This window comes from Mesorhizobium sp. M0590 (assembly GCF_040320905.1).
Lineage (GTDB): Bacteria > Pseudomonadota > Alphaproteobacteria > Rhizobiales > Rhizobiaceae > Mesorhizobium.
The window spans coordinates 381,569-396,252 of the sequence record NZ_JAMYQN010000002.1; the positions used below are offsets into that span (position 1 = coordinate 381,569).

Annotated in this window: 14 protein-coding genes; 3 read left to right on the forward strand and 11 right to left on the reverse strand. The window is 63.3% G+C overall.

All coding sequences use genetic code 11. From position 1 onward, the window contains the following. Positions 1–12 precede the first annotated feature (12 nt). Complete coding sequence (locus tag NKI52_RS05565) at positions 13–1,416, reverse strand: MATE family efflux transporter (RefSeq protein WP_352568546.1); 1,404 nt, start codon at positions 1,414–1,416, stop codon at positions 13–15. A gap of 234 nt (positions 1,417–1,650) precedes the next feature. On the opposite strand from NKI52_RS05565, the gene NKI52_RS05570 reads away from it, so the two are divergent. Then, positions 1,651–2,232 (forward strand): histidine phosphatase family protein, encoded by a 582-nt coding sequence (locus NKI52_RS05570; RefSeq protein ID WP_352456011.1) that lies wholly within the window; start codon positions 1,651–1,653, stop codon positions 2,230–2,232. A gap of 14 nt (positions 2,233–2,246) precedes the next feature. Here NKI52_RS05570 and NKI52_RS05575 read toward each other — a convergent pair whose 3' ends face one another. The 9 genes from NKI52_RS05575 to gcvA all read right to left on the reverse strand — a co-directional run bounded on the left by NKI52_RS05575 (position 2,247) and on the right by gcvA (position 12,357). Next, on the reverse strand, positions 2,247–3,833 hold the full coding sequence (locus tag NKI52_RS05575) for an FGGY-family carbohydrate kinase (protein WP_352568547.1): 1,587 nt from the start codon (positions 3,831–3,833) through the stop codon (positions 2,247–2,249). Beyond that, positions 3,830–4,513: an HAD family hydrolase gene (locus NKI52_RS05580; protein ID WP_352455927.1), complete on the reverse strand. Its 684-nt coding sequence runs from the start codon at positions 4,511–4,513 to the stop codon at positions 3,830–3,832. Before NKI52_RS05580 ends, NKI52_RS05575 begins: the two co-directional genes overlap by 4 nt. 15 nt (positions 4,514–4,528) lie before the next feature. Continuing rightward, positions 4,529–6,007 carry a mannitol dehydrogenase family protein gene (locus tag NKI52_RS05585; protein WP_352455926.1) on the reverse strand — a complete coding sequence of 493 codons (1,479 nt, stop codon included), beginning with the start codon at positions 6,005–6,007 and terminating at the stop codon, positions 4,529–4,531. A gap of 71 nt (positions 6,008–6,078) precedes the next feature. Next, complete coding sequence (locus NKI52_RS05590; RefSeq protein ID WP_023676990.1) at positions 6,079–6,849, reverse strand: L-iditol 2-dehydrogenase; 771 nt, start codon at positions 6,847–6,849, stop codon at positions 6,079–6,081. Further along, positions 6,846–7,850, reverse strand: coding sequence for an ABC transporter ATP-binding protein (locus NKI52_RS05595; RefSeq protein ID WP_023676991.1), 1,005 nt, complete (start codon positions 7,848–7,850; stop codon positions 6,846–6,848). The genes NKI52_RS05590 and NKI52_RS05595 overlap by 4 nt, the downstream gene beginning before the upstream one ends. A gap of 51 nt (positions 7,851–7,901) precedes the next feature. Beyond that, positions 7,902–8,726 (reverse strand): carbohydrate ABC transporter permease, encoded by an 825-nt coding sequence (locus NKI52_RS05600; protein WP_023676992.1) that lies wholly within the window; start codon positions 8,724–8,726, stop codon positions 7,902–7,904. A gap of 207 nt (positions 8,727–8,933) precedes the next feature. Beyond that, positions 8,934–9,806, reverse strand: a complete 873-nt coding sequence (locus tag NKI52_RS05605) for a carbohydrate ABC transporter permease (protein WP_352697265.1) — start codon at positions 9,804–9,806, stop codon at positions 8,934–8,936. Between the two features lie 114 nt (positions 9,807–9,920). Beyond that, entirely contained in the window at positions 9,921–11,231 is a 1,311-nt protein-coding gene (locus NKI52_RS05610; RefSeq protein WP_352568548.1) for an ABC transporter substrate-binding protein, read from the reverse strand. Between the two features lie 214 nt (positions 11,232–11,445). Further along, positions 11,446–12,357: a transcriptional regulator GcvA gene (gcvA, locus tag NKI52_RS05615; protein ID WP_352568549.1), complete on the reverse strand. Its 912-nt coding sequence runs from the start codon at positions 12,355–12,357 to the stop codon at positions 11,446–11,448. Positions 12,358–12,467: 110 nt separating this feature from the next. Here gcvA and NKI52_RS05620 point away from each other — a divergent pair, with 110 nt between their 5' ends. Further along, positions 12,468–12,653: a hypothetical protein gene (locus NKI52_RS05620; protein WP_254815832.1), complete on the forward strand. Its 186-nt coding sequence runs from the start codon at positions 12,468–12,470 to the stop codon at positions 12,651–12,653. A gap of 75 nt (positions 12,654–12,728) precedes the next feature. Here NKI52_RS05620 and NKI52_RS05625 read toward each other — a convergent pair whose 3' ends face one another. Next, positions 12,729–13,688: a sugar-binding transcriptional regulator gene (locus NKI52_RS05625; RefSeq protein WP_352697268.1), complete on the reverse strand. Its 960-nt coding sequence runs from the start codon at positions 13,686–13,688 to the stop codon at positions 12,729–12,731. 361 nt (positions 13,689–14,049) lie between these two features. Here NKI52_RS05625 and NKI52_RS05630 point away from each other — a divergent pair, with 361 nt between their 5' ends. After that, positions 14,050–14,682, forward strand: coding sequence for an HAD family hydrolase (locus NKI52_RS05630; RefSeq protein ID WP_023676998.1), 633 nt, complete (start codon positions 14,050–14,052; stop codon positions 14,680–14,682). Positions 14,683–14,684: the final 2 nt, after the last annotated feature.

A 14,684-nucleotide genomic window follows, 5' to 3' on the forward strand; every position in this document is an offset into this window, starting at 1 on the left:
GCGACCAGCAATTCAACGCCCGAATACCAGCGGCGGCGCGATCCTGTCACGCCGCAGCCAGCGCCCTAGCAAGAGCGCCGCAACCACCGCCAGTCCCGACGACAGGCCGATCCAGATGCCGACGCCGTTGAAGCCGAAACGGAAGGCCAGCAGCACGCCGAGCGGCAGCCCGACGCCCCAATATCCGATCGCGGCATAGATCATCGGCACCTTGGTGTCGTGCAGGCCGCGCAGCATGCCGCTGGCGACCGCCTGCGCACCGTCAAAAACCTGGAACAGCGCGGCAAAGGCGAGGAACGACACGGCAAGCGCCACCACCTCGGCATTAGCCGGATTGCCCAGATCGATGAAGGCGCCGATCAAGAGATGCGGCCACAGGATCATCACTAGCCCCATCAGCGCCATGAAGGAGACACCGACGACATAGGCGGTCCAGCCAGCCCGGCAGACACCTTCCGGATTGCCGGCGCCGTGGGCAAGTCCGACGCGCACCGTCACCGCCTGGTTGAGGCCGAGCGGCACCATGAAGGTGATCGAGGCGATCTGGATGGCGATCGCATGGGCGGCAAGCGAAGCCGCATCGATCAGGCCCATGAGAAAGGCCGCCGCGTTGAAGATCGTCACCTCGAACGCCAGCAGGCCGGCGATCGGCAGGCCGAGCCGCAGCAGGCCCTTGAAGCGCGGCCAATCGGCGCGCCAGAAGCGTCCGAACAGACGATAGCGCCGGAATTTCTTCTCAAGCATCACCACCGCCGCCATGCCGGCGAACATCAACGTGCTGGACAGAGTGGTGGCGAGGCCGGAGCCGGCGATGCCCATCGATTGGATGCCGAGATTGCCGAACATGAACAGCCAGTTGAAGAAGGCGTTGCAGGCGACGGCAACGAAGACGATGATCAGCGCCCAGCCCGGCCGCTCCAGCGCCGAAATGAACGAGCGCAGGACGATGTAGCCGAAAAAGGGCAACACCGCCCATTCGAGCCAGCGCAGATAGATGCCGGCCTGGTGCGCCAGCGCCGGTTCCTGACCCATGGCCAGCAACACGCTCTCGCCGTGCCAGAGAAGGGCCCATATCGGAATGCAAATGAGGATCGCCAGCCACAGACCCTGGCGCACGGTGCGGCGCAGGTCGCGCACCGAGTGCCGGCGACGGCCGAGCTCGGTCGCCATCATCGGCGAGGTCGCCAGCATCAGGCCGAGCCCGAAGATGAGCGGCATGAAGTAGAGATTGGCACCAAGCGCACCGCTGGCCAGCGTGTCCGGCCCCAGCCGCCCCATCATCATGACGTCGGTAGCGGTCATCGCGGTCTGGCCGAGATTGGTCAGCACCATCGGCCAGGCGAGCGCCAGCATCGCCCTGATTTCCCGACGCCAAAGGTTTTCCGGCGCGCGAGCGTCGGCTTCGATCGCAGACATTCTAGTTTTCCGCCTATCCGATTGCGGCACGTCGGCAAGAGCCGGAAGCCGCGTCTCAGCGCGGAAAATGGCCAAGATCGGCCGGATTCCGCATTACGACGGGTTTGTCTATCAAATGGGCACCGGTGGCAAGAGGCTGACTTGCGGAAGGGTTAAGCCAGTCGGTTCAATGCAGGCTATTGGAGAGGCTATGGAAGCCGCTATGGTCGCGGCAGAATCCATTTGAAAGGCAGCCTGATGAGCGCGTTTCCCGAAATCTATCTGGTTCGGCATGGCGAGACGGAATGGAGTGCGTCCGGAAAACATACCGGCCGAACCGACATACCGCTGACGCCGGCCGGCGAGGAAGCGGCAAGGCGGATCGCTGAGCGGCTCAAGGGCCTGTCCTTCTCGGCGGTGTGGTCGAGCCCGTCGCAGCGCGCCTTCAACACCTGTGCGCTGGCCGGCTTCGGCTCGTCAGGCGTGAAGAAGGACGATCTGGCGGAGTGGGATTATGGTGCCTATGAGGGATTGACCACCAAGCAAATCCTCGCCGAGCGCCCCGGCTGGCGTCTCTTTCGCGACGGCTGCCCGAGCGGCGAGTCCGCCACGGATGTCGGCTCGAGGGCGGACCGGATCGTCAGCCAGTTGCGCGAGGTCGGCAGCAATGTCCTGGTCTTCTCAAGCTCGCATTTCCTTAGGGTGCTGGCCGCACGCTGGCTCGGCCTGCCGCCGCAAGCCGGCGCGTTTTTCGTGCTGGATACCGCCAGCATAAGCGTGCTCGGTTATGAGCACGACCTTGACGAGCCGGTCATCCGGCGCTGGAACCAGAGATAGCAACCGATCCCGATTTATCGGATCGCGTCCAGCGCCTGCCTTTGCCTGTGCATTTCGAGAAACACGCGGTAGTCGCGATCGAACCGGCCGGCGGCAGCCGGATTGGGCTCTCGCGTCCTGCCGCCCTGTTGCATGGCGACGCAGGCAGCGTTCAAATCGGGAAAAAGCCTGGCCGCGGTGGCGGCAATCATGCCGGTGCCGAGCAGCACCGCCTCGTCCGCCAGCGGCTCGACCACCGTGCAGCCGGTTGCATCGGCATAGAGCTCCATCAACAGCGGGTTCTTGGTGTGGCCGCCGGTGACGTGCAGCGTGTCGATCAGATAGCCGTTCTCGTTCAGCGCTTCCAGCACATGACGGACGCCAAGCGCGATGCTGACGGCGGTGCGCCAGTAGAGCTTGCACAGACTGTCGAAGGAGGCATCCAGCGTCAGCCCGCTGATGACGCCGACGGCATGCGGGTCGGCGAGCGGCGAGCGGTTGCCGTGAAAATCGGGCAGTACGTGCAGCCTTGCGGCGAGGTTTTCGCCCTCGGCGGCACGCAACTCGGCGACGCGGTGGGCAATCCTGGCATGCATGGCGGCATCCGGCTCGCCGCCGGCGCCATGCCAGCGGATGATGTGGTCGAGCAGCGCGCCGGTGGCCGACTGGCCACCTTCCGACAGCCACAGGCCGGGAAGGGCTGCGCCATAATATGGGCCCCAGACACCGGCGAAAGGCTGCGGATCGGGCGACATCGCCATGACGCAACTCGACGTACCGGCAATCAGGGCCAGATGGCGGCCGATGTTCGTCGCGTCACCGGCGAAACCGCCGAGCACGCCAAGCGCGCCGGCATAGGCATCGATGACGCCGGCGCCGACCCGGCATTTTTCGGTGAGGCCAAGCTCCGTCGCGGCTTGCGCGCCGAGCGGGCCGATATCGGCACCGACCGGGCTTGCCTTTTCCGGCAGGTTGCCGTGCTCAAAGATATCGCCGAGCCCGACGGCTTCGAAGAAGTCGCGCCGCCAGCCGGTCGCTTCATGGGCTAGATAGGTCCATTTGGCGGTCAGCGTGCATTGTGAACGGGAGAGCGAGCCGCTTGCCTTCCAGGTGAGGAAGTCGGTGAGGTCGAATAGATAGCCGGCTTCGTTCCATGTTCCGGGCAGGTTGCGCTTCAGCCACATCAGCTTCGGCGTCTCCATTTCCGGCGACATGACGCCGCCGATATAGTCGAGCACAGCGTGGCCGCTTTCAGTGCATTCGTCGGCCTCGGCAATTGCGCGATGGTCGAGCCAGACAATGGTGTCCCAGCGCCTTTCACCAGTGACGGACACGCTGAGCTGGCCGCCATGCCGGTCTCGCACCACCAGCGAGCAGGTGGCATCAAAGGAGATGCCGACGATATCCTCGGCCCGCACGCCCGCCTTTTCGCGGGCAGCGCGGACGGCCATGCACACCGCCGACCATATATCCTGCGAATCGTGCTCGGCATGGTCGGCCTTCGGCTGTTGCATGGCGATCGGGTGCTCGGCGCGGCCGAGCAAGGCGCCACCGGTGTCGAGAATGCCGGCACGAGCGCTTCCGGTGCCGACATCGACCGCGCAAACGAAACTGTTGGTCAAGGTGTTCTTGCTCTCGCTCCCAGGCCTGCAATCAGATCGGGCAATTGCAGCATGTCAGCGAATATAAAGTCCGGCTCACTCGACGCAAGCCGCGCTTTCAATGCCGGGTTGCCGGTGTGCGAGCCGCCGGTGAAGGCAAGGACGCGCATGCCGGCCGCCCGCGCCGCTTCGATGCCGGCCGGGCTGTCCTCGACGACGAGGCAGTTTCGCGGGGCCGCTCTCATTTTATCTGCTGCATGGAGAAAGAGATCGGGCGCCGGTTTGCCCCGCGCCACCATGGCGGCGCTGAACAAATGCGGCTCCAGCAGCCCAAGCAACCCGGTGACGTCGAGCGCATAGCGGATGCGTTCCAGGGTGCCGGAGGAGGCGACGCAGCACGGTACGCCGAGCCTCGGCAGGACCTGTGCGATACCTGGCATCGGTTTCAGCTCCTCGCGGAATCTGCGCATCAGTTCGGAGCGCATCTCGGTCAGATGCTGGTCGGTGAGATCGAGCCCGAAGTCGCTTGCGAGGATTTCGCGGACGCTCTTCATGCTCTTGCCGAGGAAGTGCTCGTAGGCAATGTCCTCGCTGACGTTGCCGCCGGCAAGCGCGATCATCTCCAGCAATGCCGAGACGGACAGCATCTCACTGTCCACCAGCACGCCGTCACAGTCGAAAATGACCAGTTCAGGCGTCATCGCGCTGGATCGGCTTCAGAGGTCGCCGGCGAGATAGCGCGTCAGTGTCGCGCGCGCGCCGTCCGCCCACAGCAGTCTCAGCGCTTGGCCGAAGGCTTCAGCGAACGGCGGCGAGCGGCCGACATCGCCATAGATGTCCTCCATGGCAAGCCAGGCGGCAGGCATGTCCCTGGCCGCCTTGGCCGTCGCCTGCAACCGGCCCCAGTTCGGGTCGTTGGGCTCGGTGACGGCACCGGAATCCGTCGTGCCGAAGCAGTAGCGACACCAGAGCGCCGATTCCAGTGCAAGGCCGGTGACACTTTTGCCAGCCTTCAGCCGGTCGGCGATGGTCGGAATGATGAATTTCGGCTGGCGGTTGGAGCCGTCGAGGCAAAGCCGGCGTATGGTGTCGCCGATCTTCGGATTGGAGAAGCGGTGCTCGATGAGCTGGTAGTAATCTTCGAGGTCGGTGTCCGGAACCGGCGGCACGGTCGGGATGATTTCGTCATGCTCGAGCTTGTCGAGGAAGCCGCGTACCAGCGGCTCCTGCATCGCCTCATGGACGAAATGGATGTCCATCAGCCCGGCCGGATAGGCGATGGTCGCATGGCCGCCATTGAGGATGCGGATCTTCATCAGCTCATAGGGCGCGACGTCGCTGACGAACTGCACGCCGACCTTTTCCAGCGGCGGGCGGCCGTCGGTGAAACGGTCCTCCAGCACCCATTGCTTGAACGGTTCGCAAAACACCGGCCAATTGTCGTCGAGGCCGAACTCGCTGGAGAGAATGCCGCGCTCGCGGTCGGTGGTGGCCGGCGTGATGCGGTCGACCATGCCATTGGGAAAGGCAACGTTCTCGCTCACCCAGTTTGCCAAACCTTCGTCGATCAGCCGCGCAAGGCCGATGACGCCATCTGAGGTGACGTGGCCGTTATGGGGGATGTTGTCGCAGGACATGATTGTGAAGGGCACGATACCGTCGGCGCGGCGGCGCAGCAGCCCGGCGAGGACGAGGCCGAAGACGGTCTTCGGCGTCGCCCCCGGCTCAGCGTCGGCAACGATGTCGGGATGTGTCGGATTGAAGACGCCGGATGCCGGATCGATGAAATAGCCGCCCTCGGTAATGGTCAGGGAGACGATCTTGATCGCCGGATCGGCAAGCCGCTCGACGATTGCGGCCGCATCGCCCGGCACCAGGAAGTCGATCATGACGCCGGTGACGCGCGCGCTCATATGGCCGCTGTCCTGCTCGACCACGGTGGTCAGCCAGTCCTGCTCCTGCAACTTGCCGCGGCCGACCTTCTCGCCCTCGAAGACGCCGGCGCCAACAATGGCCCAGTCGTGGCCGACACCCGAATTGAACAGGTCGTCGAGATAGACGGCCTGGTGCGAGCGATGGAAATTGCCGACGCCGAAATGCACGATGCCGGCCTTGAGCGCGGCGCGATCATATTTCGGGCCGGCGACCTTGGGCGGCAGCTTGGCGAGGATGGAAGAAGAGAGTTTCACGGTCATCTGCTTTTACCCTTTAGCGGGACGGCTCTTCCCCCCGTGGAGGAGACGGGGGGAAGAGCGCCTTCGCCCCCTCAACTCATCCACTGGCCGCCATCGACATTGTAGGTCTGGGCGACGATGTACTCGGCCTCATCGCTGGCCAGGAACACCGCCATGCCGGTGAGGTCTTGCGCCGTGCCCATGCGGCCATAAGGCACGGCTTCGCCGACCAGCCTCTTCTTCTCGCCCCTCGGCCGGTTCTCGAACTTGGCGAACAAGGCATCGACATGGTCCCAATGCTCGCCGTCGACGACACCCGGGGCGATGGCGTTGACGTTGATGCGGTGTTTGATCAGGTCGAGCCCTGCCGACTGGGTGAGCGAGATGACCGCCGCCTTGGTGGCGCAGTAGACGGTGACCAGCGCCTCGCCGCGGCGCCCGGCCTGGCTTGCCATGTTGATGATCTTGCCGCCCTTGCCCCGGGCAATCATCGAACGGGCGGCGGCCTGCAACGTAAACAGCGTGCCGGCGACGTTGACCGAAAACAATTTGTCGTAGCTTGTCTTGGTGATCTCGACGATCGGCGCCAGGTCGAACAAAGCAGCGTTGTTGATCAAGATATCCAGGCCGCCGGCCCTGGCTTCGACTGCCTTGACGGCCTCATCGATAGACGCGAGATCGGTGACGTCGAGCTTTACCGCGTAGGCGTTGCGGCCGATTTCCGAAGCCGTCTTCTCGGCGGCTTCGAGATTGATGTCGCCAATCGCGACCGTCGCCCCTTCGCGCATGTAGGCTTCGGCAAACGCCCTGCCGATGCCGCGCGCCGATCCGGTAATCAGCGCCGATTTACCCCGGAGCCTCATTGCAGCATCGCCTTCCCGTCGGCGCCGAAACGATGCAGCTTGGCCTTTTCCGGCGTCAGGTAGATCGTGTCGCCGTGATGGGCGGCCAACTCGCCGTCGGCACGCACCGTCAGCTGCCCGACACCATCCGCCTGGACGTGCAAAAACGTGTCGGAGCCGAGATGCTCGGCAACCCCGACCGTCGCCTTCCAGTCGCCTGACGTCTTCGAAATGTTCATATGCTCCGGGCGGATGCCGACCGTCTTGGCGCCATATTTGGCGGCCGGCGCGCCTTCGATCAGGTTCATCTTCGGCGAACCTATGAAGCCGGCGACGAACAGGTTCTTCGGCGTCTTATAGAGCTCCATCGGCGAGCCGACCTGCTCGATATTGCCGGCATTGAGCACGACGATCTTGTCGGCCATGGTCATCGCCTCGATCTGGTCGTGGGTGACGTAGACCATGGTTGTCTTGAGCTGGTGATGCAGCTCGCTGATCTCCAGCCGCATGGTGCCGCGCAGCGCCGCGTCGAGATTGGACAAAGGCTCGTCGAACAGGAAGGCCGACGGCTGGCGCACGATGGCGCGGCCGATGGCGACGCGCTGCCGTTGGCCGCCGGAGAGCTGGCCGGGGCGGCGGTCGAGGTAGTTGGTGAGGTTCAGGATCCGCGCGGCGTCCTTCACCTTCTTGTCGATGGTCGCCTGGTCCTCGCCCGCCATCTTCAGCGGGAAGGCGATGTTCTTGGCCACCGTCATGTGCGGGTAGAGCGCATAGGACTGGAACACCATAGCCAGCTTGCGCTTGGCCGGCGCCTCGCCGGTGACGTCGCGACCATCGATGATGATGGTGCCGCCGCTGGTATCCTCGAGACCGGCGATCAGACGCAACAGGGTGGATTTGCCGCAGCCCGACGGGCCGACGAAGACGACGAACTCTCCGTCCTCGATGACGAGATCGAGGCCGGGGATGATGGACGTCGCCCCGAAGGATTTGGAGACGTTCTTGAGCGTGATGTTTCCCATGGTTTCCTCCCCCGAAGGGCTATCTTTTCGTTTTGCGTCAGGCGATGCCCGCTACTTTACCGCACCGAATGTCAGACCTCGGACCAGCTGCTTCTGGCTGAACCAGCCCATGATCAGTATCGGTGCGATCGCCAGCGTCGAGGCGGCCGAAAGCTTGGCCCAGAACAGCCCCTGCGGGCTGGAGAAGGAGCTGATGAAAGCGGTGAGCGGCGCGGCCTCGGTGGTGGTCAGCCGGATCGTCCAGAACGCCTCGTTCCAGGCGAGAATGATGTTGAGCAGCATGGTCGAGGCGATGCCGGGGACCGCCATCGGCGTCAGCACATAGATGATCTCGTTCCAGAGCGATGCGCCGTCCATGCGCGCCGCTTCCAGGATCTCGCCCGGGATCTCGCGAAAATAGGTGTAAAGCATCCAGACCACGATCGGCAGGTTGATCAGCATCAGCATGACCATCAGGCCGATGCGGCTGTCGAGCAGACCGGTATCGCGGAAGATCAGATAGATCGGAAACAGCACGGCGACGGCCGGCATCATCTTGGTGGAAAGCATCCACATCAGGATGTCCTTGGTGCGTTTGCCCGGCGAAAACGCCATCGACCATGCCGCCGGTATGGCGACGAGCAGAGCCAGGATGGTCGAGCCGACCGACAGGAACACCGAGTTCAGGAAGAATTTGAAATAGCCGTTCTGCGCCTGGACCTCGGAATAGCTCTCCGTGGTTCCCGACGGGAACAGGTTGAAGCCCTGGATAGCCTCCTGCTCCGACTTGAACGAAGTGATGATCGTATAGAGGATCGGGAAGAAGATCAGCAGCGCGACGATCCAGGCGGCCGCGGTAGCAATCGTCTTGTGCTGGGTGGTGACTGCACGTGCCATGGTCAGGTCCTCCCTATCGGCGATGTTGGCGGCAGGGTCGACCCCCACTCCGGTTTGCTGCGCAACCCACCTCTCCCCCGATCGAGGGGGTGGAGGAAGGGCGCGGTTTCGATGCAGGCCTTTCCTCTACCCCGGGCAGGGGGAGAGGTGTCCCGCGCAGCGGGACGGAGTGGGGGTGGTTCAGCGCACGTGCCATCTTATCCTCCCTTATTTATCCAGGTTCTTGCCGACAGCGCGCATGGCGAAGAAGGCAACGATGTTGGCGAGAATGACGGCAATGATACCGCCGGCGGACGCCTGGCCGATTTTGAACTCCAGCAATGCCTTCTGATAGACGAGGAAGGGCAGGTTGGTGGAGGCGTAACCCGGGCCGCCATTGGTGGTGACGAGGATCTCGGCATAGACCGACAGCAGGAAGATCGTCTGGATCAGGATGACGACGGTTATGGCGCGCGACATATGAGGCAGCGTCAAATAGATGAAGCGGCTGATGAAGCCGGCGCCGTCCATTTCGGCGGCTTCCTTCTGCTCGCCGTCGAGCGACTGAAGCGCGGTCAACAGGATCAGCGTAGCAAACGGCAGCCATTGCCAGGCAACGATGATGATGATCGCCAGGAGCGGATGCTGCCCGAACCAATCGATCGGCTGCCCGCCGAAGAAGCGCGCAATATCGGCGAAAACCCCGTACTGCGGATGCATGATCATGTTCTTCCAGACCAGTGCTGCCACCGGTGGCATGACGAAGAACGGCGAGATGACAAGGATGCGGACGATGCCCTGTCCCCACATCGGCTGATCGAGCAGAAGGGCGAGCAGAATACCGCCGATCACCGTGATCAAAAGCACGCTGACGACGATGGTGAGCGTGTTGAGGATCGACTGCAGGAATGCCGGGTTGGAATAGAACAGCGCGTAGTTCGAAAACCCGACGAAGCCGTCGCGCATCGGATTGAGCGGGTTGTATTGCTGGAAGGAAAACCACAGCGTGAATGCCAGCGGCACAATCATCCAGACCAGCAGCACCACCACGGATGGCGCCATCATGAAACGGGCAAGCGAACGGGTCTGCTGAGTAGCCATGACGGTCACCCTTCGAGGTCGGCCAAGTTTTTCAGCGGTGTGAAAGCTGGCCGCCCGAACTGGGATTCGGGCGGCCGTTGCCGGTCGCCATTGGCAACCGGCACCCGGAGGAGCTTACTTGATGTAACCGCCCTCGGTCATCGTCGCGGTGGCGGCGTCCTGCGCCTGCTTCAAGGCATCGTCGACGCTCGACTGGCCGGCAAGTGCCGCCGAGAAGAGCTGGCCGACGGTGGTGCCGAGACCCTGGAACTCAGGAATGGCGACGAACTGGACGCCGACATAAGGCACCGGCTTGACGGTCGGGTGCGTCGGATCGGCGGAGTTGATCGAGTCCAGCGTCATCTTGGCGAAAGGTGCTGCCTTCTGGTATTCGGGATTGGCATAGAGCGACGAGCGCGTTCCCGGCGGAACGTTGGCCCAGCCTTCCTTCGAGGCGACGAGCTCGGCATAGTGCTTGCTGGTTGCCCAGGCTACGAACTTTTGAGCGGCGTCGGCCTTCTGCGTGCCGGCGGGGATGGCTAGCGACCATGCCCACAGCCAATTGCCGCGCTTGCCGAGGCCATTGTCCGGCGCCAGCGCATAGCCGACCTTGTCGGCGACGGTGGAGTTCTTCGGGTCGGAAACGAAGGAGGCAGCGACGGTAGCGTCGATCCACATGCCGCATTTGCCCTGCTGGAACAGCGCCAGGTTTTCGTTGAAGCCGTTGGACGACGCGCCCTCGGGGCCGTCGGCCTTCATCAGGTCGACATAGAACTGCAGCGTGTTCTTCCATTCGGGCTGGTCGAATTGCGGCTTCCAGTTCTCGTCGAACCAGCGCGCGCCGAACGAGTTCGACATGGCGGTCAGGAAGGCCATGTTCTCGCCCCAGCCGGCCTTGCCGCGCAGGCAGACGCCGTTCACGCCGTTGGCGCGGTCGGTCATCTTGTCGGCGGCCTGCTTGATGAAGTCCCAGGTCGGTGCATCGGGCATCTTGAGCCCGGCCTTTTCCATCAGGTCCTTGCGGTACATGACGAAGGAGCTTTCGCCGTAGAACGGGGCTGCGTAGAGCTTGCCGTCGACCGACAGGCCGCCGGCTATGGCCGGGATGATGTCCTTGACGTCGTAATCGTCGCCGAGTTTGTCGAGCGGCAAAAGCCAGTTCTGCTTGGCCCAGATCGGCACTTCATAGGTGCCGATAGTCATCACGTCGTACTGGCCACCCTTGGTGGCGATGTCGGTGGTGACGCGCTCGCGCAGAACGTTTTCCTCGAGCGTGACCCACTGCAGCTGGACGTCGGGATTCTTGGCGGTGAAGTCGTCGGTCAGCTTCTGCATGCGGACCATATCGCCATTGTTGACCGTGGCGATGGTGATGGATTCGGCATGCGCGGCGAAAGCGAGCGCGCTGGCCGAGAACAGGCCTAAGGTGAACGTGCGAAGTTTCATCAAAATTCCTCCCATAAACCAAGATGAGCATTTGCCTTGGCTGTGAGCAATTACTCACTTGCGATGAATTATGTCAAGACGGATTCGTTGCTGCAGCGCAGCACGCCGGGTCTTGTGCAGCGGCAAGCCTGGGACGTTTGCGGCATGTCTGACGAAGGATTCGGCCGGGCTGATTGGGCCCGGCGCTTTGCTATCGGGCTTGCTGGGATTCAGCCTACTGGCAAGCGATTTCACTCAGGATCCAATCGCGGAAGGCGCGGATCTTCGGCACGTTGCGTCGTGCCGTCGGATAGACCAGCCAATAGGCGTGGCCGTCGTCACCGACCAGATCAAAGGGCTGGATCAGGCGGCCGTCGGCAAGTTCGGTCTTGAACAGCGCCTTGGTAACGATCGCCACGCCGTGGCCGGCAATCGCGGCATTGGCCTCGTAGGCCTGCGCGCCCATGCTGGTGCCGGGACGCCTGGCCAGATCCTCGACCGGCAGGCCGGCGGCGGCAAACCAGTCCCGCCACCAGATGTCACCCGGGTCGAGGATCGGCAGCCGCAGCAGGTCGGCCGGCTCCTTGACTCCGCCGATGCTTGCCGCGAGCTTTGGACTAAGGACCGGCGTGAAATCGGCCCTGAAAAGCATATGGGTCTCGACGCCCGGCCAGTTGCCACCGCCGGAGCGGATGGCGATGTCGATATCCTCTCTGGCAAAGTCGACAACCCTGTTCGAAGTATCGACGCGCACCGCCAGCGACGGATGCGCGACCTGGAACGAACCGAGATGCTGCGCCAGCCAATTGGAGGCAAATGTCAGCAGCGTCGAAACGCAAAGCAAGCCGTCGGCGCCGGTGCGCGCGGCGGCATAGGCGCCGCTCAACAGCGCGAACGCCTCGCTGACCGCGGGCGCCAGGCGCTGGCCGGGTTCGGTCAGCACGATCTGTTTTGGCTGGCGCAAGAACAGGGGCGCGCCGATGCGCTCCTCCAGAAGCTTGATCTGATAGCTTGCCGCCGCCTGCGTCATGCCAAGCTCCTGGGCGGCCTTGGTGAACGAGAGATGCCGCGCCACCGCCTCGAACACCCGGATCGCCTGAAGCGGAGGAAGCTGCGAAACCAGCTGTCGTGAATTGAGCTCCGGCATAAGCCCTCCTTATGGGCAGTGATCGACGTTTGATTGGCGGCACCGGCCGGTCCTACCGATATTCCGTATTGAAGATCAATTACGCCTAGGGATAGCGAAGGCTGACGATCATGACCACAATACAGGAAAAGCTGCTTCTTGCTCCAGCCCATGGCTGGTTTTCACGGTTGGCGCGGGGATTGGCAAGGCACGCGGCGCGGAAACGGGCCTATCTCGACGTCCGGGAGCTGCCGCCGCATCTGCAGCGCGACATGGGCTTTCTCGACGGCAACGATCCTTGCGGCCGGCACCAGTAGTGACGCTCGTTTTATCGGGGATTCAGATGCGTTTCGATTTCACATGATCGTTTCCGACCGCCAGCGGCTCGGAGATCATGCGCCCGCCAGCAAGGCGGCGGCGGTCCGCTCATCGGTGATGAGGCCGTTGACCAACCGCCGGTTGACGGCGGCGAAGATGCCCGGCAGCTTGCGGTCGCCCATGGCAAGCGCGATCACCAGCGACTTTTCGCGCGACGGCAGCGGCGCCGACGACACCCGATCATTGGTGATGCCCTCGATCATGCGGCCGTCACGATCGAATACCCAGCCGACGATCTCGGCGACGCCGCCGGCCTTCTGCAGCGCCTTTAATTCGCCCTCCGAAATGAAGCCGTCTTCGTAAAGCGGCGCTTTCGGGCCGAGATCGCCGATGCCGACAAAGGTGACGTCGGCCTCGGCCGCAAGCGCCAGCGTCGGCTGGATCATCGGCTGGCTGAGCAGCATCTCGCGCTCCTCGGGCGAGGAAGCGATGACCGGCAAAGGCATCGGAAACGAACGCGCCTTGACCCTGTCGGCCATGGTGAAGATGACGTTGTAGAAGGCCGCCGAGCCGTCCGGCGAGATGTTGCCGGTCAGCGACACCACTTTGTGCTGCGGGCATTCCATCGGCGGCAGTTGCTCGATCGCGGCCTTCAGCGTGCGGCCGGTGCCGATCGCCCTGACGGCGGGCCCCCGCGACCGCAGCCGCCGTTCGATCTCGGCCGCCGCCGCCTCGGCGACGCCGATGACGGTGGAGGAAGAAGAAGGGTCGCTCGGCACCACCTCGACCAGATCGAGCGCAAAGCGCGATTTCAGCCGTGCCGCAAGGTCGAGGCAATTGGCGATCGGATGGTCGACGCGCACCTTGATCAGCCCTTCGGAGACTGCGAGCGACACCAGCCGCTGCGCCGTCTGCCGCGAGATGCCAAGCGTGGCGGCGATCTGGTCCTGGGTGTTGCCTGCGACATAATAGAGCCAGCCGGCACGCGCCGCGTCGTCCAGCCTGTTGCCGCCGCTGTCCTGCCGCGAATTCAAGTTCCTGCCTCCCAACCCCGCCGAGCATAAGAGGCGGAGCGCAGTAGTTTCGCAGGGAATGAACTTGCGCGCAATTGCCTATTGTAAGAGCAATTGCTTAGTGATGAAACTTGGGTGTTTGGAGCGAAGTGACAGGTCGACCCAGTCTCGTTGCAACAGCAAGGCTGTCGAGGTCGCACCAATCACGGTTCTAAAGCGCGTTGCGTTCGATCGACCTCATGCGACGCGTTTTAGGTTCCTTTTTATGCATGTCGTCATCGCAAAACCGCTGCACACTTTGCGCGACATGCATTAGCGGGGACGCGGCGGTTTATCTCGCGCGCTAAACGCTTTAAGGAATTTTTTGAGAATGGAGCCTTGCATGACGCCGAAAGCGGTTTTCTGGGATATGGACGGCACGCTGGTCGACAGCGAGCCGCTGCACGAGGCGGCGCTGATTGCGGCGCTGCACAGCGTCGGCATCGCGCCGCCGGCCGACCTGCATGAGCGCGTGCTCGGCATCGCCGCATGGCCGGTCTACGAAATGCTGCGCGACGAGTTCGGCCTCGACCTGCCTTTCGACGACTGGATCGTGCGCAAGTACGATCACTATCTGCCGATGGCCGAAACGCTGACGCCACGCACCGGCGCGATCGAGATTTTCAATGAGCTGCTCGCGCTTGGCGTGCCGCAAGCGGTGGTGTCCAACTCCGACAGGCTGATCGTCGATGCCAATCTGCGCGCCGTAGGCCTCGTATATCCCGGCATGAAGACGGTCAGCCGCAACGACGTGCGTGAAGGCAAGCCGCATGCCGAACCTTTCCTGCGCGCCGCCTGGTTGGCCGACGTCGATCCCGCCGAGGCCGTGGCGGTCGACGACAGCGTGACCGGCGCCACGGCGGGGCTGGCAGCTGGAATGAAGACGATTTTCTGGCCAGAGGTGCCCATGGAGGGGCCGCCGGGGGCGATTGTCATCAACAGCGCCGGCGAATTGCGGGCCGAACTCGGGCTTTAAGC

Coding starts and splice junctions, on each gene's coding strand:
- gcvA (WP_352568549.1), bottom strand. CDS start 12,357: ATGCCGGAGCTCAATTCACGACAGCTGGTTTCGCAGCTTCCTCCGCTT.
- NKI52_RS05565 (WP_352568546.1), bottom strand. CDS start 1,416: ATGTCTGCGATCGAAGCCGACGCTCGCGCGCCGGAAAACCTTTGGCGT.
- NKI52_RS05610 (WP_352568548.1), bottom strand. CDS start 11,231: ATGAAACTTCGCACGTTCACCTTAGGCCTGTTCTCGGCCAGCGCGCTC.
- NKI52_RS05605 (WP_352697265.1), bottom strand. CDS start 9,806: ATGGCTACTCAGCAGACCCGTTCGCTTGCCCGTTTCATGATGGCGCCA.
- NKI52_RS05585 (WP_352455926.1), bottom strand. CDS start 6,007: ATGACCGTGAAACTCTCTTCTTCCATCCTCGCCAAGCTGCCGCCCAAG.
- NKI52_RS05600 (WP_023676992.1), bottom strand. CDS start 8,726: ATGGCACGTGCAGTCACCACCCAGCACAAGACGATTGCTACCGCGGCC.
- NKI52_RS05580 (WP_352455927.1), bottom strand. CDS start 4,513: ATGACGCCTGAACTGGTCATTTTCGACTGTGACGGCGTGCTGGTGGAC.
- NKI52_RS05630 (WP_023676998.1), top strand. CDS start 14,050: ATGACGCCGAAAGCGGTTTTCTGGGATATGGACGGCACGCTGGTCGAC.
- NKI52_RS05590 (WP_023676990.1), bottom strand. CDS start 6,849: ATGAGGCTCCGGGGTAAATCGGCGCTGATTACCGGATCGGCGCGCGGC.
- NKI52_RS05620 (WP_254815832.1), top strand. CDS start 12,468: ATGACCACAATACAGGAAAAGCTGCTTCTTGCTCCAGCCCATGGCTGG.
- NKI52_RS05595 (WP_023676991.1), bottom strand. CDS start 7,850: ATGGGAAACATCACGCTCAAGAACGTCTCCAAATCCTTCGGGGCGACG.